Origin of the sequence: Leptolyngbya sp. FACHB-60 (assembly GCF_014695775.1) — a bacterium.
GTDB lineage: Bacteria > Cyanobacteriota > Cyanobacteriia > Phormidesmidales > Phormidesmidaceae > Nodosilinea.
Genome location: NZ_JACJOX010000068.1, coordinates 1 through 24,453, shown reverse-complemented (window position 1 = coordinate 24,453; position 24,453 = coordinate 1). Strand labels below are relative to the sequence as shown.

The window sequence follows — 24,453 nt, the reverse complement described above, 5'->3', positions numbered from 1 at the left end:
TGGCATGAACTCAGCTAGAGGCAAACGCCGTTTGCCCTTACGAGAAACGTTGATTTTTTGATTCGTACCTGTATTCAGCAATCCCTCAAATTCCATTGTGGACAGTGGATTTTAGCAACTGTCTTACCCTAGGACTAGGTTCGACTGTCAAAGGGTGCGGGGTTTTGAGTCTAACGCTGACTTCAACTTAAAGAAACCAGCTCGAAACCAATATTCTATATATGGCATATGGCCTTTTTAGCTAGAGCGCCACGGAAGGCTCTAGGGCGGCTGCTAAGGCAGCGCTATCGGCCACAAAGCCAAAGCACTGGTTGACGTTATAGACAGTGGCCTGGGCGCAGTAGTCGGGGGAGGTAGTGGCGCTACAGTCACTCAGCAAAATACAGTCGTAGCCAAGAAAATTGGCGTCTTGCAGAGTGGCCATAACGCACTGATCCACATTCACCCCGGCGAAGAGTAGGGTGGTTTTACCTAGGTTGCGCAAAATGCTGTCGAGGGGCGTATCCCAAAAGCCACTCATACGGTACTTATCAACCCAAATGTCCTGAGGTTGAGCTTCTAGCTCATCAACTACAGCCGCGGCCCAGCTGCCTTTGGTGAGCACAGGGGCACCGTTGGCCGGCAGGGGGTCGCCGAGGCCCACACCAGCTCCGCTAGGGTTATAGACATGGTGCAGGCCGGCACTAAGGTTGAGGCGATCGCGGCGGTTGCCCCAGTTAACCCAGACTACCGGCACCTGAGCCGATCGCAATTTAGGCAACAGAGATTGCAAGGGCTGAATCGCCTGACGGGCCCGGTTTACGTCGACCCCAATACTGGCTAGCCAGCCATCGGGATGGCAAAAGTCGTTCTGCATATCGATTACCAGGCAAGCGGTTTTAGCGAGGTCAAACCGCACCTGCTTGGTCTGAGTGACGAGGGTAGCCAGCCGAGGCTGTAGCGCTTGACGGCTAATGTCAGCCACCTGCTCGTCGACCCACCAGGCGTTGGGTGGGTGGCCTAAAGGGCACAGGTTTGAGCCATTCATATCAAACCTCCCAGGAGCGCGACGCCGACTATCTCACCTGAAGGGCCAGCACCGCTAGCCCAGCCGTTACCGCGTAGGCCACTGCTACAACTTGAATCTCAGACCAGCCCGACAGCTCAAAGTGGTGGTGGAGCGGAGCCATCTTAAAGAAACGCTTGCCTACGCCGTCGGGGCCTTTGGTGGCTTTGAAGTAGCCCACCTGAATAATCACCGACAGGGTTTCGGCAAAGAACAGCAGGGTCAGCACCAGCAGGGCAAACAGGTTGCCGCTGAGAATGCCCACGGCCCCTAAAGCCGCACCCAGAGCTAAAGAACCCGTATCGCCCATAAACACGCGGGCGGGGTTATGGTTATGGAGTAAGAAGCCCAGGCAGGCACCGGCCATAGCGGCGCAAAACACCATCAGGTCGGGATGTGTGGGGGCAACAATGGCAGCTAGGCCCATGAAGGCGATCGCCCCGGTGCCGCCCATCAGCCCATCGAGGCCGTCGGTGAGGTTGGTGGCGTTGCTTTCGGCCACCAGCACAAAACCGGCCAGGGGCCAAAACAAAAAGCTAAGGGGTAGGCCCAGGCTCAGGGGTAGAGCCACGGTAGTAATGCTGGCGGGTTGGCTGGTAAGTACCCAAAGGCAAAACAGCACCGCGATCGCAATCTGTAGGATTAGCTTGACGCGGGGCGAGATGCCTTTGTTAGAGCGCCGCTGAATGACCTGCCAGTCGTCAACCCAGCCAATGGCACCATAGGCCAAGGTTAGGAGCGATACGGCCACCGCATCGCGGGCAAAGCCCGTCGCCACTAGGGCAACAATGACTGCTACCGGCACAAAAAAAGCGCCACCCATGGTTGGAGTGCCTGCTTTTTTGAGATGGCCCTGGGGACCTTCTTCACGAATAAATTGACCGGTTTTGAGCGCCCGCAGTAGGGGAACCGCAGAAAAACCGAGCAGGCTGCTACCCAGAGCGGCCACAATAAAGGGAACCGTAATTGAGGCACCCAGGCTGACGGCATTGCCTAAGGTTCCATCTAGCCCGGCGGCAGCGGCGCTGAGCCCTAAACCCAGCAGCCAAAACAGCGTTTGGCCATTCAGGGATAGCCGCCCCGAGGCTAAAAACTTCGCATCCACAAACAATTCCTCACTTGCTTCACACCGCACACCATCAGGAGTCTACTGGATGATCTTCCAATTGACTACATTTAGTGCCCGGAAATAGTCAGGAAGCTTAAATGAATCGTCTCACTTCGGAGCGAAGTTTAACAACACTTAACGGCGTATTGATTGCGACCTCCAGCTCCGCTGGCCTAGTCAGACGGGGGCCAGCATGTTCCAGCTAAAACCCCTTTGAGTTTCGCAACGGCCAGCAGGCCAAATTCCCCTAACTACATCGTTTTTTTTGGACGGGCTACGCTTAATCGTCGTCATCGTCGAGGGCGAGATCGGTATCGTCATCGTCCTCAAAGGCGTCGTCGTTGCCCATCAGATCGGAAATTTCCTCGTTTTCGGCCTCGTCGGGGATAGCTTCAACGACATCGCGGGTGCGCAAGCGACCGATACTCTCTAGCCAGTGCAGAATGGATGAGTCGCCGTTGGAAGGCAAAATTGGGGCCTTGGCGTTGCGAGGCACCTGGCGCAAAGACGGGTTGTAATACTTGTTAGACATAGGGGTGGTCTTGTACCAGTAACGAGGCTATACACAGACATTCCATCGTAGCAGAGACACTATTCTGCGGTGCCCGAAGTTTTGCCGTATTATGCCGGTACTGCTGTGGAGACCAGGCCATGTTGGGCAAAGCTGAGCTATTGGAGGCCGTAGCCCCCGTCAATCGGGGCATTAGCAGCAGCCCCAGCGATCGCACCGCGATTGAAGCGGCGGCCGCTACCCTAGAGGGCCGTAACCCCACACCTAACCCGCTCCAGGCCACCGATCGCCTCAATGGTGACTGGCGATTGCTTTACACCACCAGCCGGGAACTGCTGAATATCGATCGCCTACCTCTAGCCTCCCTTGGCCCCATTTACCAGTGCATTCGCCTGGCCGAAAACCGGATTTACAACATTGCCGAGGTGAACGGTCCCCCCCTGCTATCGGGGCTAGTGGCGGTGGCCGCAACCTTAGAGGCCGTGTCTACCCAGCGTGTGAATGTCGGCTTTGAGCGGGGCGTGATTGGTCTGCGACAGGCCCTGGGGTACGAATCGCCGGCCCAATTCGTTGGGGCAATGCAAACCACGCCCAAATTTTCGCTCTTCCAGGGCATTGATTTTAGAATTAACCGCGATCGCCAGGCCGGCTGGCTGGAGGTCACCTACCTCGACGACGACCTGCGAATTGGGCGCGGCAACCAAGGCAGTCTGTTCGTGCTGCAAAAAGTGTAGGCGGGCGCTAGGCCGCAGCTTCTACCGAGGCGCGGTTCGCTTCGACAAGGGCGCAGCAGTCGGCCACCGGGGCGCGATCGCCCATGGCTGTCACCAAGGCATCAAAGGTGTCGCGGTGCTTTTCGAGCAGGGTCTTGGCCTGGAGGGTGGCCCAGCGCTGCTTGAGGGGAGCTTCGGCGGGCGATCGCCCCAGCACCGTCCAAAACTGGCCCAGGGCAGCCGTATCGTCGCCGCCCCCCTGGGCATCGCCATAGATCATCTGTTCAGCGGCTATGCCCGCCATCCACACCTGGCAGTAGCGGTCAATGGTCTGGGGCGTGAGCCGCGCTAGGGCCGCTGGGTCGCTGGGGCCAAACACCACGCCCCCCTGACCAGGAATCCCCTGCTTCCAGGCCTCCCAGGTGTTGAGGGTGTAGGCTTCGACTGGAATCTCCAGCAGCACCGCCGCCAAAAAGTGCCCGGCCTCGTGGTGCAGCACTCGCTGGCGGTGCTCAGGCGAAGCCCAGGCCACCGTATCCATTAGAATGTCACCGATGCGGCCGCTCAAGCCCAGCTGATCGACCGCAAACACCGCCAGCCCGGCGGCAGCGAACACCGCCACTACGGCAGGAGACAGGTTGATGAGCGGCCCCAGTAGGCTGGCCATGGTCACCCCAAAGATGACGACAGCAATGGTGTTGAGGGTGGTGTCGCGCATGCGGTCTCTCAGCGGTTGGATAGCTAGCGGCGATCGCTCTGCTCTATGGTAGCGAGGATGGGGAACCGGGGCTAGGGCTCAAAAAATGCCGGCCTCTAGTCGTTTGGCCGTTTGCAAGCTGTCTTGCAGGCGATCGCGTCCGGCCTCGGAGTGCTCAATGGGCACGCTCTCCAGCAGGGCCGGGAAGAACAGCGCCGTCCAGCCCTCCGGCAGCGGGCAGCGGGTGCGGCCTCGCCGCAGGACCACGCGCTGGGCTTCAGCATCCCAGACAAAGGCGGTGGCGGCTCCTAGGGCGATTGCCGCCACGTAGGGTTCATTTGGACAGCTAGCCGCATCGGCCCCATTCAGCGCCGGAGCGCGATAGCCGGGTCGAGCCACGGGCTGAAAACTCACCCGATGGTCGTGGGCCTGGATGCCCAGCCGGGTCGCCTCCACATGGATGCCCTCGACTCCCACGACAAACAACAGGTCGCGGCGAAACTGGGCGTTGGGGAAACCCACACTCTGAAGCGCCGGGGGCAGGTCAGGTCGCTCTACACCGGCGGCCAGCAGCGCGCCGGTGAGCAAAATGCGTTGAAACCCTGCCGTATCCCACTCTGTAATCAGGCCACTGGCTATGGCTTCGTGATACAGCCGGGCCAGCGCCCGAATACGCGGGGCATCGGCGATATCGACGGCGATTAGCTCCTGCACATTGAGGGTTTCTTGGCCGTAGGCTCGCAGGGCTGCCTCAGTACCGCCGTAGACCGAAATATCGGGGGCTTCCCTGAGGTATATAGCCAGGCTGCGGCGAAAGGCACGATAGCGTGGGTCAGCTGGGTCGGCGGGGGCAAAGGCCTGGTCGAGCAAGCGCGCCAGGTGGGCCTGAAATCCTACCGCCTGCTTGAGTGTCGCGCTGACGCCAATATCTTGATCGGTGGTGACCAGGGTCGCGTAGAACGTCTCATGCAGGGTGGCCCCCTGCTGGGCCAGCTGTTGGTAGGCGCTGACGTCGGCGGCGATCGCCCCCAGCTGAGCCGCCAACAGCGGCTCTTTTTGCGCCAAAATTTGCCAAAAGCGGGGGCTAAAGGCGTGATCTTTGAGCAGGGCAAACACAATGTGATCGCCCCCATCTCCCTGGTCTACACCAGCAAGGAGCTCCAGCAGCAGCAGGCGGCTGTTTTGGTAGGCTTGCTCCAGGCTGTAGCCCGCCTTCTCCTGGCGAGAGATCATCACCGACAGCGTGTTGCCGCCGGTAAGATGGGCGGCCCCGCCCGGGAACAGGTGCTTGCCCATGCCTACCTGCGCCCAGTCGCGATCGCTAAACCGCAGTAAGGCAAAGCTCAGAGCCGCCCTGTTCTTAGTCGCTAAGCCCTGCATTCTGCCCGTGATAGTGGTGCGCAGGGCGTGCTTATCGAGCTCGTTTTGCTCAATCGAGGCAGCCAGCGATCGCAGTGACTCGGGGTAAAGCCCCTCGCCCTCAAACCGCATCATGCCCAGAGCTAGGGCGATCGCCCCCTCCTCAGCCCCAAAGGTGACGTTGGGAATTTTCGACATCAGCTCTGGACTGCTCGACAGCCGCCGACTCTCTAGGGATGTCGAGGCATTGAGCTGCCTGAGCAGGGCCAAGCGGGTCAACTGCCCCGTTCGCCCCGGTTTGGTCAGCAGCGGCCGGGTGAGCAACTGCTGCATCGAGAGCTGCTGCTCGCCCGCCCAAAACGAGCCCACGGTGCCCGCCCCTGTGGTAATCGGTTGAGCATCGGGGTGGCGCAGCAACGGATCGTGCAGGGTGCGCAGCGAATGGTCGAGCATCCACAGCGCCTCGCCGGGGTCGAGCCCCGCTGCCCGGCTCGACTCAACGTAGACCGGCACAAAGTACTCTACAAAGAAGCGATCGGTATCGAAACGCTCCCCTTGGCGATAGGGCAGCAGCTTGCCCTTAGCCAGATCGGCGGCAATCGCAGTGACGTAGGGGTTGGTCTGCAAAAACCAAAAAAACTTGCGATCGAGGGCCGGGCGCAGACGGCTGTTTAATCCCCCACTGGCCCGCTGGTAGGCCGCCTCCGACAGGGGTGGCACCACGGTGCCATCACTGAGGGTAAACCAGGCCCCGTTGCCCCCAAATTCGTAGTTCGCCCCTTCAATTGGGCCAATCCAGTCGCGGGGGGGAAGCCCCTGGGCCTGCATTCCTAGCGCCACCGCCACCAGGCCTAAATCCAGCGCCAAGTGGCCGGGCGGCAGCAGGGCGGGGTCGGGCTGCACCTTCAAGATAGGCTCTTGAAACGACCCGGTGAGGCTGGCCTGCCACTGCCAGGGCTGGAGGTCGAGGGGCAGGCGATCGCCCACGATCGCCCGCAAATCATCAGCGGCTACCGGCGGCACCTGGGCGCTCAGGTCGTAGCCCGTTTTTAGATCGAGACTGCCGGCCGCCGTCAGCGCCATAGCGCCCACGTTGAGATTGGTGTCAGAGAGGGTTACCCGCTGCCCCTGAAATTCCAGCCGGCTCTGCAAGTTGTGGATTGGGGCCGACCGCTGGCCCACAATGCCCTGCCCATCCCGCACGGCGATGGTTCCTTGCAGGTCGAGGGCCGCTAGGGGGGGCACAACGGCATTGGGCAGGGGCGTGGTCAGCCTCAGATCACCGCTGAGCAATCCGGCCTGAATGTCAACCGCTGGCGGCAGCACCAGGTTGAAACTGGACAGGGGCAGATCTTGGCTCTGAAGGTTGAGCTGGAGCGATCGCCGCGCCAAATCAACCGTGCCGCTGGTCTGCCAGTGGCCCTGGTCGAGTAGCCCCTCCAGCGCAAAGGAAACCTGACGAGATATCTGCCCGCTAGGCAATTGGACTGCGGCCTGCACGCCGTGGACTGTGACGGCAGGTCTATGATCAGCGCCATCAGCGCTAGGCGCAGAGAGGGTGAAGGTGCCATCTTTCACCCAAAGCCCGTCTAAGGTTGCCCGCTGATTGGCGGCGATCGCCGCCCCCCTTCCCCCAACAAAGTCAGGCTCTGTCCCTGGTTCTGGCACTACTACCCACAGATCGGGCCGCACCAGGGTCACCGAGAGGCGCAGTTGGCCTCGGTGTAGCAGCTCTGGCCAGTCCAGCAGAACGACAACAGCATCGATTTCTCCCCCTAGCCTGCTGGCTTCAGTTCTGGGGATGACGGTTTTGCCCAGCACAATGCCCCACTGCGCTACCCCCCGCACTCCCCCCAGCTGAACGGGCTGGTGCAGAGAATCTGAAATCGCTTGTTCTACCTGGGAGTGCAAGGTTTTAAGCAGCAGTCCTCCCCCTAGAATGACGCTGATCAACGACCAGGGCATGGCTGCCCTGGCCGCCAGCTTGAACCACGCTGCCAGCTGGGGGGCAGAAAGTTTTTGACGGACAAGAGCCATGGAACCAACGCCGGGCAGAACTGGTGAGAAATCTTGGCCTATTCGCTGTAGCCTATTCGCTATAAAAAGTCTCTAGGCTGGCGCGATCGCCCACAAACCGCCAGTGCCAGGGCTCAAAAGCCACCCCCTGAAAATTGTCGGGCGGAAAGGACAGCTCATAGCCGTAGCGCACGGCATTGGCTTCCATCCACTGGTAGGCGCGGGTATCGGCAAAGTCGGTGTTTAGGTTAGCACCCGCTTGGTTGCCGTCGCCGATGTCGATGGCGTAGCCGGTGTGGTGCTCGCTATAGCCCGGCGGGGCACTGACCTCGGCGCGGGTTTCGGCATTTTGGCCGCGATCGGCCTTGAGGCTAAAGAAAATTGTCTCTTGCTCCGCCTGGGAACGAAAGCCCGACAGCGGCACCAGTCTCACGCCTTCGCGACGGGCGGCCTGGGCCATGGCCTCGTATTGGCTGGCCGCACCGGCACGCAGACGAATGGCGGCATTGGCATTCAGCGTCACCAGCTCTTCGTCAGGGGCTTCATCGTAGGCGCGATGGTTCAGCAGAGTGCGGCTAGAGGGGGCGAGTTGCACGGCTACGTCGCGATCGCTGGTGGCTGGTTCTGCTCCATCGGTCTCAACAGCGGAGCGGTTGACCATCGTCTCAAAGGGCTGGGCAAACTCGACCGCAGAGAACCCGTTGGTCTGATACCAGGCCACCAGCCCGCCCGCCGCCAGAGCCAGCATAGCCAAACCCAAAAAGCGCCGCAGCAGACGCGTGCGTCGCAGCCAAGGGTGCTGCTCTGCGCCCGCAGAATAGACAGGGACATCGCGGGCCGCTTGGGGAATATCGTCGATAGGAGGCATGGTCACTCGCTTCCGGCAAAGCTCTACCCATTATGGCCCTTGGCGGCGATGCGGTTACAACTTCTCGGCCGGAGTAGCGATGGCTATACCCAACTCCGGCCTCGCCTGTCACAATCGCAGTGCAAGGTATGGGAGGGCTGCTGTTTTGCCACCGCTTGAGGTATTGATGCGCCTATATGGGCCAATTGGAGCTGGCATCTGCGCTGGAATTGGCCTGGGGGCGTTGCTGTACCGGTTTACCCCTCACCAAGAGACAGCCCAAGGGCTGTATCAGCAGGTGCCCCTGCGCCTGGGGCGGTTTTTGTTTTGGTTGGGCATTCCTCTCAGCATTGTGGGGTTTATGCGCCGCGCCGACCTGTCGGGCAACCTGTACCTAGCTCCGGTGGTCGCCTGGGCCGCTATTTTGCTAGGGCTGCTGTGCAGTCGCCTGTGGATTCGCGCCGATCAGAAGCCGTGGGCGCGGCCTACCCAGGGCAGCTTTTCCCTGGCGGCGATGCTGGGCAACACCGGCTACATTGGCTATCCCGTGGTGCTGCTACTGCCCCAACTGGGGGTGGGTGTCTTTGGCTGGGCACTGTTCTACGATGCTCTGGGCACGCTGCTGGGCTCCTACGGGCTGGGGGCGATTTTAGCTTCAGAAATGGGGGGGCAAAGTCGCAGCTCGTCGCAGTCCTGGCAGCGGCAATGGTCAACCAGGCTACGGGCGGTGGTGCAAAATCCGATTATTCTGGCCTTTGGTCTGGGTCTGGGTCTGAAGGCGATCGCCCTGCCCGCCTGGCTCGACCTGGCCCTTTATCGGTTTGCCTGGGCTATTGTAGTGCTGTCGCTAGTGCTAATGGGGCTGCGCATTCAGCAGCTCAGCTCGTGGCAGCACCTGCATCGGGCCACCATAGCCGTGGGGATTAAGATGCTGGTGCTGCCCCTGGCGGTGGGGTTAGGCCTCACCGTCTTGGGCATAGACGGTCCGCCTCGATTGGTGATGATTTTGCAGGCAGGCATGCCCTGCGCCTTTTCTAACCTGGTGCTGGCCGAGGCCTACGACCTCGATCGCGATCTGTCGGTCACCTGTGTGGGGCTCAGTTCGGCCAGCTTGCTGTTTACCCTGCCCCTCTGGCTGTGGGCATTTTCTGGGGAGTGACGACCAATGATCACCCGAAGAACGACAACTTTGCACCACGGCCGCCGACGGCTGCTAGTCAGCCTGCTGGCCCTAGGAGGACTCGCCCCCCTCGCCTCTGGTTTAGCCCAGCCTGTTCCGCCGACTGCCCAGCAGCCCGCCGACCCTGCTCCCCTGCTACAAACCGAAGACAGGGGTCCGTTGGTCAATCAGCTTCAGACGGAGCTGGCAAATTTAGGGCTGTTTTCTGGAGTGGTGAATGGCCACTATGGCCCCGATACCGCCGCAGCGGTGCGATCGCTACAGGCGCAGCAAGGCTTGGTCGTCGATGGCATCGCTGGCCCGCAAACCTGGCGTGCCCTAGAGGCAGCACAGCGAGCGGCGACCCTACCACCGCCGCTTCTCACCGCCAATTTAGTCACCTTTACTCCCCTGGTTGTGGCTCAGCCCAACCCGCCTCCCCCCGCCATTTGGCTTGCTCTGATGCCCCTGGTGCCCATTGCTGGCGGCGCGCTAACCTGCTTACACCGACGGCGGCAGCGGGTGTCACTGCCGTTTAAGCCAAAACTTTAAGAATTTGTAACTGCCAATCCTTGGCAATCTAAAGAAAAGCTACAAATACAACCCGTGATCCCAGCTCTAGAGGTCACCATAGGAGAGATTGCTGCAAACCGAATCACAGCGCTGAGGAAGCTTCCCCAGCAGCCAGATTTTTGATCTTTCAGACCGCAACTTGTTAGCCGGTTTATGGGTTCAGACAAAGGCCTGCCCGTGGCGTGCAGGCCTCTGTAATGCGCGGTTGTAGCCCTTACCCCATTCGTTTCCTGGAGAGTCCTATGCTGACCGTGGCCGACATCATGACCCCTAACGTCACTACCATCGCCAGCGGTGCCACCGTCGCCGATGCCATTGACCTGATGCAGCAGCGACAGATTCGGGCGCTCCTAGTCGAGCACCGCAGTCAAGATATGCCTTTTGGCATGGTGACCGAGCGCGATATTGTCTACACCGTGGTGGCGCGGGGCCACAATCCTAAAAAGGTGCTGGTCCAAGACATTATGCGTCAGCCCTGCATTTCTCTGGCCCCTAACCTCACCATTCAGGAAGCTTCCCAGGTGTTGTCTGACACCAGTGTGCAGCGCGCCCCCGTGGTTCAAGACGGGCGCTTGCTAGGGGTGATTTCGGTCACCGATATTTTTATGCGGGGCATGTCGGCACCAGCCTTGAGGCGTTAGATAGAAGAAGATAGGGAGATGAGACGGGGAAGAGACTGGTTGAATAGACTTCTAGCTCTCCTCACCCTCCTCATCTCCCTATCTTCTGACTCACGCTTAGCGCTAATCCGTCGAGGCTGTGGCTCGGTTGGAGAGTTCGGTGAGCGATCGCAGGCGATTGCTCACCTCATCCGTTATGACTTTGGCCTCGTAGCGCCAGCCCCAGTTGCCGTCAGACCGGCCGGGGGTGTTCATGCGGCAGTCGCTGCCGTAGCCCAGCACATCTTGTAGGGGAATAATCGCCTGGTTAGAAATCGACAGCAGCGCTAGGCGAATCAGCGACCAGTGAATGCCTTCGGGGCTGATGCAGCCGAGGTAATGCTGGAGGGAATCGCGCTCGTGGTCGGGCATTTTTTCAAACCAGCCAATCGTGGTGTCGTTGTCGTGGGTGCCGGTGTAGACCACGCTGTTCTCGACATAGTTAAAGGGCAAGTAGGGATTATCGCTGCCGCCGCCAAAGGCGAAGTGCAAAATTTTCATGCCCGGAAACTCAAACTCGTCCCGCAGGGCCTCGACCTCTGGGGTAATCATCCCCAAATCCTCAGCCATGACAGGCAGTTTGCCAAAGGTTTCGCGCACGGCTTCGAACAGCTCTGTACCTGGGGCTTCGATCCATTCCCCGTTGATGGCGGTGGTTTCGCCGGCGGGCACGCCCCAGAAAGCCTGCAACCCCCGGAAGTGGTCAACCCGAATGATGTCAACGTAGCTCAGCAGCGCCTTGACACGCTGAATCCACCAGTTAAAGCCTTGCTCTTTCAGCACATCCCAGTTGTAGGTGGGGTTGCCCCAGAGCTGCCCAGTTTCGCTGAAATAGTCGGGCGGCACCCCGGCCATCTGCGCCGGAGCTAAGGTTTCTGGGTCAAGCTTAAAGTTGTCGGGATAGGCCCACACATCGACGCTATCGTGGGCCACGTAAATGGGAATGTCGCCAATAATTTGAATCTGGCGATCGCGGGCATACTGCCGCAGCGACTGCCACTGGCGATGAAACTCAAACTGCAAGAACTTGTGGGAAAAAATATCGCCGGCTAATTTCTCCCGCCAGGCGGCCATCGCCTCGGGTTCGCGTCGGGCGATGTCGCTGGGCCATTCCGTCCAGCCCGCACCGCCGTGGGCATTTTTAAGCGCCATAAAAAAGGCAAATTCATCCACCCAAAAGTGGCACTCTTCGCTGAACTGAGCCAGGGCAGCTCGGTCTTCATCTGAGGCCACCTCGTCAAAGCGGCTGGCCGCCCGCTTCAACAGCTCGGTCTTGATCGGAATCACCCGGTCAAAGTCAATCTGGTGGGGAGAAAAATGCTCTAATTCATGCAGTTCGTCAGGGTAGAGTAGAGAGCGATTGCACAGCTCTTCGAGGCTGATTAGCAGAGGGTTGCCCGCCATCGCCGAGTAGCAGAGATAGGGCGAGTTGCCGTGACCAGTCGGCCCCAGCGGCAGCACCTGCCAGAGATGTTGGCGAGTCGACGCCAAAAAATCTACAAATCGGTAGGCTTCAGGCCCGAGGTCGCCAATACCAAACCGACCGGGCAGCGACGTAGGATGCAGCAAAATGCCGCTGGCTCTGGGAAAGGGCATAGTTAGCTCGGCTTAAATTTCAGTTGGACTCTAACATGGCCTACCAAGACGAGTCGGCTGTCCTAAGAGTTATTTTTGTTTCAGGAATTTCCTATAAAGTCCCCTATGACCACCTATCGCAACCCTACCCCCACCGTTGACATCATTATCGAGCTGCTGCACCACCCCCACCGCCCCATCGTGCTAATTGAGCGCCACCACGAACCCTTCGGCTGGGCCCTCCCCGGCGGCTTTGTCGACTATGGCGAAAGCGTTGAAACCGCCGCCCGCCGCGAAGCACAGGAAGAAACCGGCCTCACCGTCACCCTGATCGAACAGCTCGCCGTTTACTCCGACCCCGATCGCGACCCCCGCCAGCACACCCTTAGCGTTGTGTTTCTGGCCACTGCCACTGCCCACCCCGTCGCCGGTGACGACGCCAAAACCGCCGCCATCGTCACACCATGGGAGGTGCCGCAAAATCTCTGCTTTGATCACGATCGCATTTTGCGAGATTATTGGCAGTACCGCTTTTACGGCCAACGACCCCGCTTTGGCAGCGACCTAGAGAAGTAGGGAGTGGGAAATAAGGAGTACGGATACAGCCCCTACCCCTCACCCATCCACCCCCTTACCCCTCACCCATCCACCCCCTTACCCCTCACCCATCCACCCCCTACCCCTTACCCCTCTCCCCATGCAGCGCACCATCATCAACACCCCCGCCGCCCCCGCCCCCGTTGGTCCCTACAACCAGGCCGTGGCCGTGAGCGGGCAAATGCTCTTCGTCTCTGGCCAAATTGCTCTCGATCCGGCCACAGGGCAGTTGGTGGGTGAGGGGGATGTCGTCGCCCAAACCGAGCAGGTGATCGCCAACTTGGCAGCGATTTTGACCGCCGCCGGAGCCGGCTTTGACAACGTGGTAAAAACTTCGGTGTTTCTCAAAGACATGGGCGACTTTGGGGCCGTCAATGAGATTTACGCTAAGTATTTTGGCGGTGACCATGCCCCAGCTCGGGCCTGTGTTGAGGTGGCGCGCCTGCCTAAGGATGTCGATGTTGAGATTGAATGCATTGCGGTTCTGTAGCCCTGCTCAGCGCTGTCTCACACTTAACCGGTGCGTGGGATGCTAGAACTCTACTTGGAGTATTGAGCATCGCCTGTGAAAGTTGCCTTCATTATCGACCCCATCCACCGCCTCGACCCCGGCCACGACACTAGCGTTGCCCTGATGGAAGCGGCCCAGCAGCGCGGCCATGAGGTGTGGATTACAGCGGCTAACGCCCTCAGTGTGGTGGCGGGCAAAGCCCTGGCACTCATGCAGCCGGTGAAGCTCACCCCCGTAGACCTAGTGGATGGGCTTTGGGCGGCAGCTAACCCCTGGTTTGAAGTGGGTGAAGCAGTACAGCTGCCGCTAGAAGAGATGGACGCGGTGTTTATGCGCACCGACCCGCCGGTGACGGTGCCCTACCTCTACGCCACTTACATTCTCGACTACATTGACCCGGCCAAAACCCGTGTGATTAATTCGCCCAAGGGGCTGCGGGCCGCCAACGAGAAAATGTATGCCCTGCAATTTACTGAGGCGATTCCTGAAACTATCGTTAGCCAGAGTAAGGCGGTGATTCGCGAGACGGTGGAGCGGTGGGGCTCGGCGGTGCTCAAGCCTCTGGGGGGCAAGGCTGGGGAGGGAATTCTGTTTTTGCAGGCGGGCGATCGCAACCTCAACTCCATGGTTGAAATCAGCACCCAGCAGGGCAAAGAGCCGGTGATGGTGCAGACCTACCTGCCCGCTGCTAAAGACGGCGACAAGCGGATTATTATGCTCAATGGTGAGCCCATTGGCGCGGTCAACCGCATCCCTACCGGCAGCGAGTTTCGCGGCAACATGGCAGTGGGTGGGCGGGTTGCTCAGGTCGATATTACGGAACGCGAACTTGATATCTGCCGTCAGCTAGCCCCCACTCTGATTCGTGACGGCCTCTACTTTGTGGGCATTGATGTGATTGGTGGCTACCTCACCGAGGTCAATGTCACCAGCCCCACGGGCATTCGCGAAATCGATCGCCTTAACGATGTGCGCCTGGGCGATCAGGTAATTGCCTGGGTCGAGCAGGGATAAAGCGCTGATTAATACGAGGTTACACTGGTGTTATACCCGCAAACAATGCCGTAGGGAAGCCTATGCAAGCGTTATCTGAGCAAGAAAGGCAACTGCTCGACAAGATTCGTCAGTTCTCTCCTTTGCAGATTGCTGAGGTAGAGGATTTTGTTGATTTTCTCAGTCAGCGCTATTCAGATAGACAGTTGGTTGCCGCCTCCGCCCAAGCGTCTGAGCCGTCGTTGGCTCAGGTCTGGGATAACCCAGAGGATGCCGCTTACGATGACCTTTGATTTCGGCCAGGTGGTGCTGGTGCCGTTTCCTTTTACTAACCAGAACGCTCAAAAGAAAAGGCCATCAGTTGTCATCAGCTCACAAGACTACAACACAGCTCGCCCCGATCTCATTCTCATCGCGGTAACTAGCCAAGTGCGAACACCTTTATTGTTCGGTGAGATGATGATCACTGACTGGCAAACGGCAGGACTGCTTAAGCTTTCAGTTATCAAGCCTGTGATTACGACAATTCAAAAAGACTTGGTGATTCGGCAATTGGGCAATCTTGCTTCATCAGACAGTGAGTCACTGAAGGATTTGCTGATGCTTTTGCTTACAGAGTAAGGCGACAACAGCTAACCAAAGTATCGCTGGTGTTCTTCTGAGGCGAGCCAGTAAGCGCCAGCGGGTTCAATTTGGGTGACGATAGGCTTGGGGTAGTGGCCTGAGTCTTGCAGCTTGTTTTTGGCCTGGCGGGCAACTTTGCCCTGCTCTGGGGTGTGGTAAAAAATCACGGAACGGTATTGCTCGCCGCGATCGCCCCCCTGGCGATTGAGGCTGGTGGGGTCGTGGATGCGCCAAAAGGTTTCGAGCAGTGCGTCGTAGGAAATCTCGGTGGGGTTGAACTGCACCTGGCAGACCTCGGCGTGGCCAGTAATGCGCGACAGCACATCCAGGTAGCAGGGGTTTTCGAAGTGGCCGCCCATGTAGCCGACGGAGGTGTCAATTACGTTGTCGAGTTTGCGAAAGGCGGCTTCTACACCCCAGAAGCATCCGGCCCCAAATGTGGCGAGTTCAGCAGTAGCGGTCATTGGCTTGGAACCTTTAGGAAAACGCCCACCTCTAATTGTAGAAGGTGGCTAGATACTCATAATTCAATACCTAGAAGCTCTCAGTAACTTTTAGGTGAAGTACTTAACTTATTTTGGGAACACTCAATCTGACTGATGTAAGTTTTCATCTGTCAGAGCTTTGAGTATTTAAATCATAGTCACGAGTGCCCCCCTCACATACGTTATGACTACAATTAGCCCCAGCATTGTTGACAACTATATAGGTTTTACGTCCTGCGACGACTGCAAGACCAGATTTAGGGTTAAGAGCGAATATCAGAACCAGATCGGTAAACCTGTTAGATGTCCAAAGTGTAGAAACGTATTTGTGATGGAGTTGGTAGAGCCAACTCCGCTTGAAGTTGTCTCTATTCAAGCTGCTAACACAGAAGAAGAGTCAGATAATAAGAGCAGTACAAAGACAATTAAGCGGCGCACAAAAGCAGAAATTCGACAAGAAACTATAGACTCCATTCGTGATGGGTTTCGCCGCCTCCACCCCCGACTAGTTGAAATCTCTAACTCACCAAAAGCCTCTGAAGAAGAAGTGAGGAGATGGTGCATTGAAGCCCTAGAGAATGTGCTGGGATACAGCAAAAACGAGCTTGATACAGAGGTTAGAACACTGGGAGGGAAAGTTGACATAGCCCTCAAACGCGGTGATCATATCTTTCTAGTAATTGAGTGTAAGAATATTAGGGCAAAACTAAATAACAATGTAAGAGACCAAGCTGCTGGCTACGCTACAAGCCTTTCAGCAGAATGGGCTGTTGTCACAAATGGCCAAATCTGGCGACTTTACCATGTTATTCCTCAGCCTGGAAAAGATCCTCGCTTTATTGAGATATTCGATGTTTCTTTACTTGATGAAGATGGAGTTAGCGAAGTTGACGCAGAAAAGTTATATCTGCTGACTTCTAAAGCTGTCTTCGGTGGCGATCTTGAGAATGAGAGCCACCTAGTAGCTTGCATCAGCAAAAAGCGCATGTTGAAAGCGCTTGACTCCGATCGAGTCGTCAAAGCATTGAGATTAGAACTTACTACAACATACAAAGATGAGCAAGATAAAAATGTATCTTTAAATGACGAGGATGTGCAGAGGGCTCTTCAAAATGTGTTGGGTCTAGGCGATTTGTAATACTTGCTCCACAACATGGGATTTACAAGCTTATTTTCTCGTTGCGATCGCTAACTCATCCAACGTACAGCTAAGAATCTCTAATAGCTTTTGAACCTGAGAAACCGTCATTTTGGGCGGATTGTCGCTGGTTTCCCAGACGTAGACCGTTTTTTCGGTAATTCCTAGGGCATTTGCCACCTCGCGGCGGGTCAAACCTGCACGAGTACGCAAATCCATCAGCGTGGCTTGCTGACTTTGGCCAGACATACTATACTGCTCAGTAGTTACCGTTCGGTATAGAAAGAACGGTATAGTTTTTAGCCGCATTGAAGCTTTCTTCAGGACGACTCGATTTCACAGTGTCGCATTCTGCGATGGGTTTCGCACCCTTCGTGCAGTTTCTTGCAGCAACAGATCCCAGGGTTTTTCAAAAACCCTGGGATCTGGATCCTCTCTGTCAACCTTATCAACCGATCGCCATGTCAGAATTCATCCCCAACAGCGAAATCTATAGCCAGCCGCCCTCCAACGACCCACCTAGCGCAGAGCCAGTCGACCCGCGCGAACCCGTGCGCGTCATGCTCATCGGCACCGCCACCAACATGGAGCTAGTCATCGCCCATCTCCACAGCATCGGCTTCGCCGAACCCCGCGCCTGGCGCAAACCCCAGCTCGACCCCACCACCGGGCAACCCATGCGCATCCTCACCAAATGGATTCGCCGCTAGCGCTCTGGGAAATCTACCAATCCAGCGGTTTGCCATCTCGAAAGAACCCGCCCGTAGGGCCATCGTCGGGCAAAGTCGCTGCCCACACAACGCTGGTTGCGCCCTCCTCTACCGGGCGACCACCGCTGCCGCCCATATCGGTGGCGACCCAACCAGGGCATACCGCATTCACCAAAATGCCGGTGCCTTGTAGCTCAGCGCCTAGCAGTCGAGTAAACGCGTTTAGGGCCGCTTTAGATGTGCTATAGGCCGGGGTGCCTGCCCCCATGCTGCTCAAAGCCCCTGCCCCGCTGGAAACATTGACGATGCGACCACGTGGGCTGCGCTTGAGCAAGGGCAAAAACGCCTGGGCCATGCGCCAGGGGCCAAGGGTGTTGGTCGCGATCGCCTCCTGCACCACCGCCAGGTCGGCATTGCTGGCCTGCTGCCACGTGTCGTAAAGAATGCCTGCATTGTTGATCAGCACATCGAGGCGACCAAACCGCTGCTCTACTAACTGGGCTAGGTAGGCAATGCTGTCTAGGTCGGTCACATCTAAGGGCTGGGGCAAAACCTCTAAACCGGCCTGAATCATCGGCGCTGCGGCAGCTTCTCCCTTGGCCGGGTTGCGGCTACCCAAAATCACCGTCATCCCCGCCTGGGCCAGCTGGCGAGTAACTTCTAAGCCAATGCCCCGGTTGGCTCCGGTAACCAGGGCAACGAGGGTCGAGGGAGAGGTTGCTTTAACCATCAGCGGTGCTCGTAAGGAGGACTGTAACCACGATTTTGGTGCATGCCCTTATTCTACCGATGGGCAGGTTGCCGCCGTTGCATTGAGGTGGCTAAGCGCGCGATCGGCAAAGGCCAGATCATAGTCTGAAGGATTTTGGCTAGCCCCCTTAGTTTGATAGAATCAAGAGCTTGCACAGAAAACACCGCAGCCCGTCAAGTTCAAGGAGAACCCCATGGCCCGCATGTATTACGACAGTGACGCCAACTTAGATTTGCTCAACGGCAAGACCGTGGCCATCATCGGCTATGGCTCCCAGGGTCATGCCCACGCCCTCAACCTCAAAGACAGCGGCGTCAACGTCATTGTGGGTCTCTACGAAGGCAGCCGCTCCACCGCCAAAGCTGAGGCCGAAGGTCTCACCGTTAAGCCCGTCGCCGATGCCGTGAAGCTAGCCGACTGGATCATGATCTTGCTGCCCGACGAAGTGCAGCGCACCATTTATAAAGAAGCGATCGCCCCCAACCTCGAAGCGGGCAACGTGCTGCTGTTTGCCCACGGCTTTAACATCAACTTTGGCCAAATCGTGCCCCCCGACGATGTGGATGTGGTGATGGTCGCCCCCAAAGGCCCCGGCCACCTGGTGCGCCGCACCTACCAAGAGGGCCAAGGGGTGCCCTGCCTGTTTGCCGTCTATCAAGATGCCACTGGTCAGGCCCGCGATCGCGCCATGGCTTACGCTAAGGGCATTGGCGGCACCCGCGCTGGCGTGCTCGAAACCACCTTCCGCGAAGAGACTGAGACCGACCTGTTTGGTGAGCAAGTGGTGCTCTGCGGCGGCCTCAGCGAGCTGATCAAAGCCGGGTTTGAAACCCTGGTCAATGCTGGCTACCAGCCCGAGCTCGCCTACTTCGAGTGCCTCCACGAAGTGAAGCTAATTGTCGATCTTGTTGTGGAAGGTGGCCTCGCCAAAATGCGCGACAGCATCTCCAACACCGCAGAGTACGGCGACTACACCCGTGGCCCCCGCATCATCACCGACGAAACCCGCGCCGAAATGCGCAAGGTGCTGAAGGAAATTCAGACCGGCCAGTTTGCTCGCGAATTTGTGCTTGAGAGCCAGTCGGGCAACGCCGGGTTCACCGCCATGCGCCGCCGCGAAGCCGAGCACCCCATCGAAGAAGTGGGTAAGGATCTGCGAGCCATGTTTAGCTGGCTAAAGAAAGCGTAATTGGGCGGTAGGGGCACAGCAGTGCTGTGCCCCTACATAGACCTAGGCTTCTACCTTCACCTTATTGCTATAAAACGCCACGTAGCCCTTGATGTTGCTCGCGGCGGGTTTGGGTTCGGCGTAGTACCAGGCAGCTCCAGAATTCACATTGTTATCAACAACGATGTCGTAGTAGCTGGCGGTGCCTTTCCAGGGGCAGCCGGTGGTTTTGCTGATGGGCTTGAAGTAGTCCATATTCAGCGAGTCGGGGGGAAAGTATTGGTTGCCTTCGACAACTTCGCAGGCGTCGCTTTCGGCTAATACAACGCCATTCCAGGTAACTTTAGCCATGGGATACTCTCCAGATTTTCCTCTCAGACTATAGCGAATCTGGGGTGAGACAGCCGGGACGGCTATCCCACAAGAACACTCTCAGAGACTCCCCAGACTCGAATGACCACCCTCTTGTGAGATGAGCCTCTGGCCCGTCCGGCTGCTTTGGCTTAATCATTAATAATCCAGGCCATCGAGTTACACCGCTATGCTCGATCAATCGCAAACTCCTATTCTCACGGCGTTGCAGGCGAGTAGTCAGCGACCCCACGCAGCGTTTTATGCGCCAGGCCACAAGCGAGGGCAGGGAGCATCGCCTCGGTTGAGAGAACTGCTGGGAGCGGCGGCGCTAGCGGCAGATCTGCCAGAATTGCCGGAGCTAGACAATTTGTTTGCTCCTGAAGGTGTGATTCTCGAAGCCCAAGAGCTTGCTGCCGAAGCCTTTGGAGCTGAGCACACCTACTTTCTTGCCAACGGTTCGACCTGCGGCATTGAGGCTGCTATTCTTGCCACCTGCGGCCCTGGGGAAAAGATTATTGTGCCGCGCAATGCCCACCGCTCGGTAATTGCGGGGTTGGTGCTGTCGGGGGCGATGCCGATTTTCGTCGCGCCAGAGTACAGCGCAGAGCCGGGGCTAGCGCTGGGGGTCAAGGCCGAGACGATCGCAACTACCCTCGCCCACCATCCCGATGCCCGCGCGGTGCTGCTGGTGTCGCCCACGTACCACGGCATTTGTTCAGAGGTGGGGGCGATCGCATCCTTGGCCCACCACCACGGCATTCCCCTAATCATCGACGAAGCCCACGGGCCGCACTTTGCCTTTCATCCAGACCTACCCACACCGGCGTTGGCTCTGGGCGCTGATCTGGTGGTGCAGTCAACCCACAAGGTGCTGGGGGCACTGAGCCAGGCGGCAATGCTGCACACGCGGGGCGATCGCATCGATCGATCTCGCCTGCAAGCAGCCTTACAGCTCACCCAATCTACCAGCCCAAATTCTCTGCTACTAGCTTCGTTGGATGCTGCCCGCCACCAGATGGCGATCGAGGGCAAGGAGCTGTTAGCGAATACTCTCGCTCTGGTGCAGCAAATGCGAACCGAACTAGCTAAAATTTCCGGTCTAGGGGTGATCGACAAACCGACGGTGACAGCATTCTCCAGCGTTAGCGATCTGGATCTGACTCGGCTGACGGTGGATGTGTCGGGACTGGGACTCACGGGGCTAGAGGCCGACGAAATTCTTCACGAAGAGCTAGGCGTCACTGTCGAACTGCCGGAGCTGCGGCACCTGACCTTGATTGTCAGCCTAGGCAATACAGACGAGGATCGGCAGCGGTGCGTAGCTGGTTTTCGTTTGCTGGCAGAGAAATATGCCAAGCAGTGTGCCGCCGCTGAGGTCTGGCCCCAGCCTGCCTCAGACTATACCGACACCTCATTTACCCTGCCGCAGGTGTCACCTCGTGAGGCGTTCTTTGCCCCTACAGAAACCGTCAGAGCTGAAGCTGCCATTGGCCGCATTAGTGCCGATACGATTTCGGCCTATCCCCCAGGAATTCCCGCCATTGTGGCAGGGGAGGTGATTGGTGAGGGGGCGATCGCCCATCTCATCGCCATCAAACAGCAGGGAGGCTACGTGACCGGCGGCAATGCGCCAGAAGCGTTTCGGATTCTAGCCCCAGCGCGAGCACACCATTTTGCCCCCCAAAGCCGAAGCTAAAGCACAGAGCCACCTCCAAATCAGCAGGAATGGGGTGAGTCACGAGCTTAGGATAGATGCTCTCGTCCTGAACCCCTGTGTTGGGCGGTAGCACTTGATGGCGCAGAGCCATCAAACAAACAGCCGCACCGATCGCCCCAGATGCCCCCAGGGTGTGTCCTGTCGCTCCCTTTGTCGAACTAGCTAGGGGTAGAGCAGGAAACCCTTGGGTCAGAAGGCTAGCTTCGTGCTCATCGTTAAGCCGAGTGCCGGTGCCGTGGGCATGCACGTAGCCCACTTGAGCAGGCGTTATTCCGCTGTAGTGTAAGCAATTTTTTAGGGCTAGGCGACTGCCCACCAGCTCAGGGTCAGGAGCGGTGCGGTGGTAAGCATCAGCACTAAACCCTGCCCCTAAAACGCAGCCGTAGGGTTGGGGGCCACCTCGCGCCCGCCAAGCTGCCTCCGACTCCAGCACCAGCACCGCCGCTCCTTCCCCTAAAACCAGCCCTTCTCGGTAGGGTGCAAAGGGGTAGCAGCCGGTGGTGGCAAGGGCTCCCAATTGCTCAAAGCCAACCAGGGTGAGAGGCGTTATAGGCGCTTCGGCGGCACCGACAATGACGCGATCGCACTGCCCTCGCCGCACTAGCTCATAGCCCTGAAAGATCGCCGTTAGCCCGGTGGCACAGGCCGTCATGGGGGCCAGCACCGGGCCTTGGGATTTAATCTGGCGAGCAACGGCGATCGCCCCCATGTGCGGCAGCGCCGCCAGCCAGGGATTGGCTTCCCAAGACTCAGCGTGGGCCATCTGTTCCCAGCGACCTTGAAAGCTGCGGCTAGAGCCAATCACCACGCCACAGTCGGCGAGGGGAAGCGTGAGCTGGGCATCGGCGATCGCCTCAGCTACCGCCAACCCCAGCAAATCCTTAATGTCAGCGGGCCTATCGCCCACCATAGCCAAAGGCCGAGGCGGCAGCTCTGGAAACGGCTGCCCTACACAAATGCCTGATTTTCCCGCCAGAAGATTGAGCCAGGTCGTCGCTGCCGTAGCCCCTAGGGCTGTAACCAGCCCCATTCCGGTCGCAACAACGGCCTGGTCTCTAATATCTCGCCTACTCAGTCTTCAGATTCTCCAGCCCGGCTGTGACCCGCGCCGACTCAATGCGATCGCCCTGCTGAATGGCATCAACGACCTCCATGCCGCTGGTGACATAGCCAAACACCGCGTAGCTACCGTCCAAAAAGGGTAGTTCCGCCAGGGTGATATAAAACTGCGCCGAGGCCGAGTCTACCGCCTGCGATCGCGCCATTGCCACGGCACCCCTGGTATGGGGCAGCTCGGGGGGTTCATTGATGCGGGCTTCTTCCAAGGTTTGGCTGTAGATGGGCTCTGCCGCTCCAGCGGGCTTAATCTCTAAGGGAACGTAGCGGGGGGCCTGGGTGTCGGGGTCCCTAAAGCTCCCCGTACCCAACTGTTGGGCCGGCACGCTGGGGTCTTTGCTCTGGGGGTCGCCACCCTGAGCCACAAAGGGCTGCGGGTCGCGCACCACCCGGTGAAACACCAGGCCATCGTAAACGCCACGGTTCACCAAATCTACAAAATTACCAGCGGTAACTGGGGCATTAGCGCCGTCTAGCTCCATCACAATGGGGCTACCGTTCACTATCATCTCCACGGTCGCCGTACCCTCCAGCACGGGCAACCCGGTCGGGGCCACCGTGACTGATTCGGTTAGGCCGGGGTCTGCGGGGGCCTCGCTCGTCGAGTCTAAGCTGGGAGCACTGGTGCAAGCGCCCAGCCATAGGGTGAGCAGGGCAGCGAGGGCCAGGGTAAACGGGCGGGTCGATAGAGCCATCAATACGTCGATTCCTAAAAGTTCAACCGACCCCCCATGTTATCGCAAGGGCTCAACGCCGGGGGCTGCCAGTAAGCCTTTGACCTTAAAACGGTCTACAGCCCCTCTAACGGCACCTGCAAAAACCGTGCCAGTTCTGCCCCCTGATTTTCTAAATCAGAGAGGGGGATGGGCTGGCCCACCCGAGTCAGCGGAATGTCGGGACGACCCTTAATGCGGAGGTAAAGAGTGCGCTTAGGGTTAAGCCCTTCTTTAATCGCCACTCGCACAGCCGTCACCTCTTCTAGAGGGCGATCGATCTCGATGCGGCGGTTCTCTCCCCAAAACCCTTTGCGCACAATCTGTAGGCGATTGCTGACTTTGTCAAAGCTGTTATACCCACCGCCCACATCTAAGCTGATGACGACCCAAAGAAACGTGGCCAAACCCAGGGCCGCTACTCCGTAAAAGCCCATGGCAATGCCCTGGGGAATAAATACCAGCTGGGTCGGGTCAGCGAAGGGCAGCAGGTTTTGTTTCAGGTAGCTGGAAGCTCCAGCTAGAGCAAACCCCAGCCCGCCTAAGGTAAGCACCACAGCCCAAAAAATATTGCTCAGACGGCGGCCCCCCAGCACAGTGCGCTTAAGGGTTTGAGATTGAGTAGACGACAGGGAGGTAGTCATAGATCTTAACAAGCGATAGTGATAGATGAAGCGCGACAAAAATTTAGCAAAAGTCTGGACGAGGCGACTCCGACGCCACCGTTTTCTTCGATTGGACTGAGCAGACTGGGTATATCACCCGCTATTAATCTATATAAACACTGAATTAGTCCAGTCTAAACCCCAGGGGCTTTAAGCCGGTCGGCCCCGGCGGCTGACCCCGGCTGCATCGCCGCCAAGCCCCTGGCACCGCTCACCTGAGAAACTACGTGTCAGATTGTAAAAAATTAGAACACTCCTTATCATAAATAGAAACCTAGTCTTTAGAAGCTTGTCTTCTGAGACTGCTGGTGCGACTCAGGCAGAGGTATCGGCGATTAGAGTAGGAATATTATTCTCCCTGGCTCTAATATCTGGAATACTTAGTAGTTACTAACCCCTGCTTTGAGGTAATGCTCTGCCAGCATAGTCTGGATCCAACAGAGCTGCGACCTTATGGATTGGATGTCATATAAAGAGGATTTGACATGACCATAGCAATGGGACGCGCGCAAGCGGAGCGAGGATGGTTCGACGTCCTTGACGACTGGCTAAAGCGCGATCGCTTTGTGTTTATTGGGTGGTCGGGCATCCTGCTGTTCCCCTGCGCCTTCATGGCCGTAGGCGGCTGGCTGACCGGCACCACCTTCGT

Annotated in this window: 27 protein-coding genes and 1 pseudogene; 14 read left to right on the top strand and 14 right to left on the bottom strand. The window is 58.0% G+C overall.

Going from position 1 to position 24,453, the window contains the following annotated elements; all coding sequences use genetic code 11:
* Window positions 1-241: 241 nt before the first annotated feature.
* The 3 genes from H6F57_RS24745 to H6F57_RS24735 all read right to left on the bottom strand — a co-directional run bounded on the left by H6F57_RS24745 (window position 242) and on the right by H6F57_RS24735 (window position 2,685).
* Window positions 242-1,027 carry an isochorismatase family cysteine hydrolase gene (locus tag H6F57_RS24745; RefSeq protein WP_190631566.1) on the bottom strand — a complete coding sequence of 262 codons (786 nt, stop codon included), beginning with the start codon at window positions 1,025-1,027 and terminating at the stop codon, window positions 242-244.
* A 28-nt stretch (window positions 1,028-1,055) separates the two neighbouring features.
* Window positions 1,056-2,150, bottom strand: coding sequence for a phospho-N-acetylmuramoyl-pentapeptide-transferase (mraY, locus tag H6F57_RS24740; protein WP_190631564.1), 1,095 nt, complete (start codon window positions 2,148-2,150; stop codon window positions 1,056-1,058).
* 283 nt (window positions 2,151-2,433) lie between these two features.
* Window positions 2,434-2,685 (bottom strand): DUF3134 domain-containing protein, encoded by a 252-nt coding sequence (locus H6F57_RS24735; RefSeq protein WP_190631562.1) that lies wholly within the window; start codon window positions 2,683-2,685, stop codon window positions 2,434-2,436.
* Window positions 2,686-2,804: 119 nt separating this feature from the next.
* Between H6F57_RS24735 and H6F57_RS24730 the strand changes: the two genes are divergently transcribed.
* The gene (locus H6F57_RS24730; protein ID WP_190631560.1) at window positions 2,805-3,398 is read left to right on the top strand and encodes a PAP/fibrillin family protein; all 594 of its coding nucleotides are present in this window, start codon (window positions 2,805-2,807) and stop codon (window positions 3,396-3,398) included.
* Window positions 3,399-3,405: 7 nt separating this feature from the next.
* Here H6F57_RS24730 and H6F57_RS24725 read toward each other — a convergent pair whose 3' ends face one another.
* The 3 genes from H6F57_RS24725 to H6F57_RS24715 all read right to left on the bottom strand — a co-directional run bounded on the left by H6F57_RS24725 (window position 3,406) and on the right by H6F57_RS24715 (window position 8,317).
* Complete coding sequence (locus H6F57_RS24725; protein WP_190631558.1) at window positions 3,406-4,095, bottom strand: ATP-dependent Zn protease; 690 nt, start codon at window positions 4,093-4,095, stop codon at window positions 3,406-3,408.
* Window positions 4,096-4,173: 78 nt separating this feature from the next.
* A complete protein-coding gene (locus H6F57_RS24720) occupies window positions 4,174-7,470 on the bottom strand; it encodes a DUF748 domain-containing protein (RefSeq protein WP_190631557.1) in 3,297 nt (1,098 codons plus the stop codon).
* Window positions 7,471-7,522: 52 nt separating this feature from the next.
* The gene (locus tag H6F57_RS24715) at window positions 7,523-8,317 is read right to left on the bottom strand and encodes a M15 family metallopeptidase (protein ID WP_190631555.1); all 795 of its coding nucleotides are present in this window, start codon (window positions 8,315-8,317) and stop codon (window positions 7,523-7,525) included.
* Here H6F57_RS24715 and H6F57_RS24710 point away from each other — a divergent pair.
* From H6F57_RS24710 to H6F57_RS24700, 3 genes are all read left to right on the top strand, one after another.
* Entirely contained in the window at window positions 8,316-9,455 is a 1,140-nt protein-coding gene (locus tag H6F57_RS24710) for an AEC family transporter (RefSeq protein WP_242042997.1), read from the top strand. The genes H6F57_RS24715 and H6F57_RS24710 overlap by 2 nt on opposite strands.
* 6 nt (window positions 9,456-9,461) lie before the next feature.
* Entirely contained in the window at window positions 9,462-10,007 is a 546-nt protein-coding gene (locus H6F57_RS24705) for a peptidoglycan-binding domain-containing protein (RefSeq protein ID WP_190631551.1), read from the top strand.
* Window positions 10,008-10,270: 263 nt separating this feature from the next.
* Window positions 10,271-10,669: a CBS domain-containing protein gene (locus tag H6F57_RS24700; protein WP_190631549.1), complete on the top strand. Its 399-nt coding sequence runs from the start codon at window positions 10,271-10,273 to the stop codon at window positions 10,667-10,669.
* Window positions 10,670-10,771: 102 nt separating this feature from the next.
* Here the strand turns inward: H6F57_RS24700 and malQ are convergent, their stop codons facing one another.
* Entirely contained in the window at window positions 10,772-12,283 is a 1,512-nt protein-coding gene (gene malQ / locus H6F57_RS24695; protein ID WP_190631548.1) for a 4-alpha-glucanotransferase, read from the bottom strand.
* 105 nt (window positions 12,284-12,388) lie between these two features.
* Between malQ and H6F57_RS24690 the strand changes: the two genes are divergently transcribed.
* From H6F57_RS24690 to H6F57_RS24670, 5 genes are all read left to right on the top strand, one after another.
* Window positions 12,389-12,838: an NUDIX hydrolase gene (locus H6F57_RS24690; RefSeq protein WP_190631546.1), complete on the top strand. Its 450-nt coding sequence runs from the start codon at window positions 12,389-12,391 to the stop codon at window positions 12,836-12,838.
* Between the two features lie 121 nt (window positions 12,839-12,959).
* A complete protein-coding gene (locus tag H6F57_RS24685; RefSeq protein ID WP_190631544.1) occupies window positions 12,960-13,349 on the top strand; it encodes a RidA family protein in 390 nt (129 codons plus the stop codon).
* Between the two features lie 75 nt (window positions 13,350-13,424).
* Window positions 13,425-14,384: a glutathione synthase gene (gshB, locus tag H6F57_RS24680; RefSeq protein WP_190631542.1), complete on the top strand. Its 960-nt coding sequence runs from the start codon at window positions 13,425-13,427 to the stop codon at window positions 14,382-14,384.
* A 62-nt stretch (window positions 14,385-14,446) separates the two neighbouring features.
* Window positions 14,447-14,656, top strand: coding sequence for a toxin-antitoxin system, antitoxin component, Xre family protein (locus H6F57_RS24675; RefSeq protein WP_190631540.1), 210 nt, complete (start codon window positions 14,447-14,449; stop codon window positions 14,654-14,656).
* Window positions 14,646-14,984: a type II toxin-antitoxin system PemK/MazF family toxin gene (locus H6F57_RS24670; protein WP_199290000.1), complete on the top strand. Its 339-nt coding sequence runs from the start codon at window positions 14,646-14,648 to the stop codon at window positions 14,982-14,984. Before H6F57_RS24675 ends, H6F57_RS24670 begins: the two co-directional genes overlap by 11 nt.
* A gap of 11 nt (window positions 14,985-14,995) precedes the next feature.
* Here H6F57_RS24670 and msrA read toward each other — a convergent pair whose 3' ends face one another.
* Window positions 14,996-15,451 carry a peptide-methionine (S)-S-oxide reductase MsrA gene (msrA, locus tag H6F57_RS24665; RefSeq protein ID WP_190631536.1) on the bottom strand — a complete coding sequence of 152 codons (456 nt, stop codon included), beginning with the start codon at window positions 15,449-15,451 and terminating at the stop codon, window positions 14,996-14,998.
* A 205-nt stretch (window positions 15,452-15,656) separates the two neighbouring features.
* Between msrA and H6F57_RS24660 the strand changes: the two genes are divergently transcribed.
* The gene (locus H6F57_RS24660; protein WP_190631534.1) at window positions 15,657-16,610 is read left to right on the top strand and encodes a type I restriction enzyme HsdR N-terminal domain-containing protein; all 954 of its coding nucleotides are present in this window, start codon (window positions 15,657-15,659) and stop codon (window positions 16,608-16,610) included.
* Window positions 16,611-16,640: 30 nt separating this feature from the next.
* On the opposite strand, the gene H6F57_RS24655 is transcribed toward H6F57_RS24660, so the two are convergent.
* Window positions 16,641-16,859, bottom strand: coding sequence for a helix-turn-helix transcriptional regulator (locus H6F57_RS24655; protein ID WP_190631532.1), 219 nt, complete (start codon window positions 16,857-16,859; stop codon window positions 16,641-16,643).
* Window positions 16,860-17,071: 212 nt separating this feature from the next.
* Between H6F57_RS24655 and H6F57_RS24650 the strand changes: the two genes are divergently transcribed.
* On the top strand, window positions 17,072-17,320 hold the full coding sequence (locus tag H6F57_RS24650; protein ID WP_190631531.1) for a hypothetical protein: 249 nt from the start codon (window positions 17,072-17,074) through the stop codon (window positions 17,318-17,320).
* 13 nt (window positions 17,321-17,333) lie between these two features.
* Here H6F57_RS24650 and H6F57_RS24645 read toward each other — a convergent pair whose 3' ends face one another.
* Window positions 17,334-18,050: an SDR family oxidoreductase gene (locus tag H6F57_RS24645; RefSeq protein ID WP_190631529.1), complete on the bottom strand. Its 717-nt coding sequence runs from the start codon at window positions 18,048-18,050 to the stop codon at window positions 17,334-17,336.
* Window positions 18,051-18,264: 214 nt separating this feature from the next.
* On the opposite strand from H6F57_RS24645, the gene ilvC reads away from it, so the two are divergent.
* On the top strand, window positions 18,265-19,260 hold the full coding sequence (gene ilvC, locus H6F57_RS24640) for a ketol-acid reductoisomerase (RefSeq protein ID WP_190631527.1): 996 nt from the start codon (window positions 18,265-18,267) through the stop codon (window positions 19,258-19,260).
* Between the two features lie 42 nt (window positions 19,261-19,302).
* On the opposite strand, the gene H6F57_RS24635 is transcribed toward ilvC, so the two are convergent.
* On the bottom strand, window positions 19,303-19,590 hold the full coding sequence (locus H6F57_RS24635) for a DUF427 domain-containing protein (protein ID WP_190631525.1): 288 nt from the start codon (window positions 19,588-19,590) through the stop codon (window positions 19,303-19,305).
* A gap of 190 nt (window positions 19,591-19,780) precedes the next feature.
* Here H6F57_RS24635 and H6F57_RS24630 point away from each other — a divergent pair, with 190 nt between their 5' ends.
* The gene (locus tag H6F57_RS24630; RefSeq protein ID WP_190631523.1) at window positions 19,781-21,289 is read left to right on the top strand and encodes an aminotransferase class I/II-fold pyridoxal phosphate-dependent enzyme; all 1,509 of its coding nucleotides are present in this window, start codon (window positions 19,781-19,783) and stop codon (window positions 21,287-21,289) included.
* Here H6F57_RS24630 and H6F57_RS24625 read toward each other — a convergent pair.
* The 3 genes from H6F57_RS24625 to H6F57_RS24615 all read right to left on the bottom strand — a co-directional run bounded on the left by H6F57_RS24625 (window position 21,186) and on the right by H6F57_RS24615 (window position 23,783).
* On the bottom strand, window positions 21,186-22,340 hold the full coding sequence (locus H6F57_RS24625; protein WP_190631521.1) for a beta-ketoacyl-ACP synthase: 1,155 nt from the start codon (window positions 22,338-22,340) through the stop codon (window positions 21,186-21,188). The genes H6F57_RS24630 and H6F57_RS24625 overlap by 104 nt on opposite strands.
* Before the next feature lie 37 nt (window positions 22,341-22,377).
* Window positions 22,378-23,121 (bottom strand): peptidylprolyl isomerase, encoded by a 744-nt coding sequence (locus tag H6F57_RS24620; protein ID WP_190631519.1) that lies wholly within the window; start codon window positions 23,119-23,121, stop codon window positions 22,378-22,380.
* Between the two features lie 95 nt (window positions 23,122-23,216).
* Window positions 23,217-23,783: a photosystem I assembly protein Ycf4 gene (locus H6F57_RS24615; RefSeq protein ID WP_190631516.1), complete on the bottom strand. Its 567-nt coding sequence runs from the start codon at window positions 23,781-23,783 to the stop codon at window positions 23,217-23,219.
* A gap of 506 nt (window positions 23,784-24,289) precedes the next feature.
* Between H6F57_RS24615 and H6F57_RS24610 the strand changes: the two are divergent.
* Window positions 24,290-24,453, top strand: a pseudogene (locus H6F57_RS24610) (photosystem II D2 protein (photosystem q(a) protein)); the annotation flags it as partial.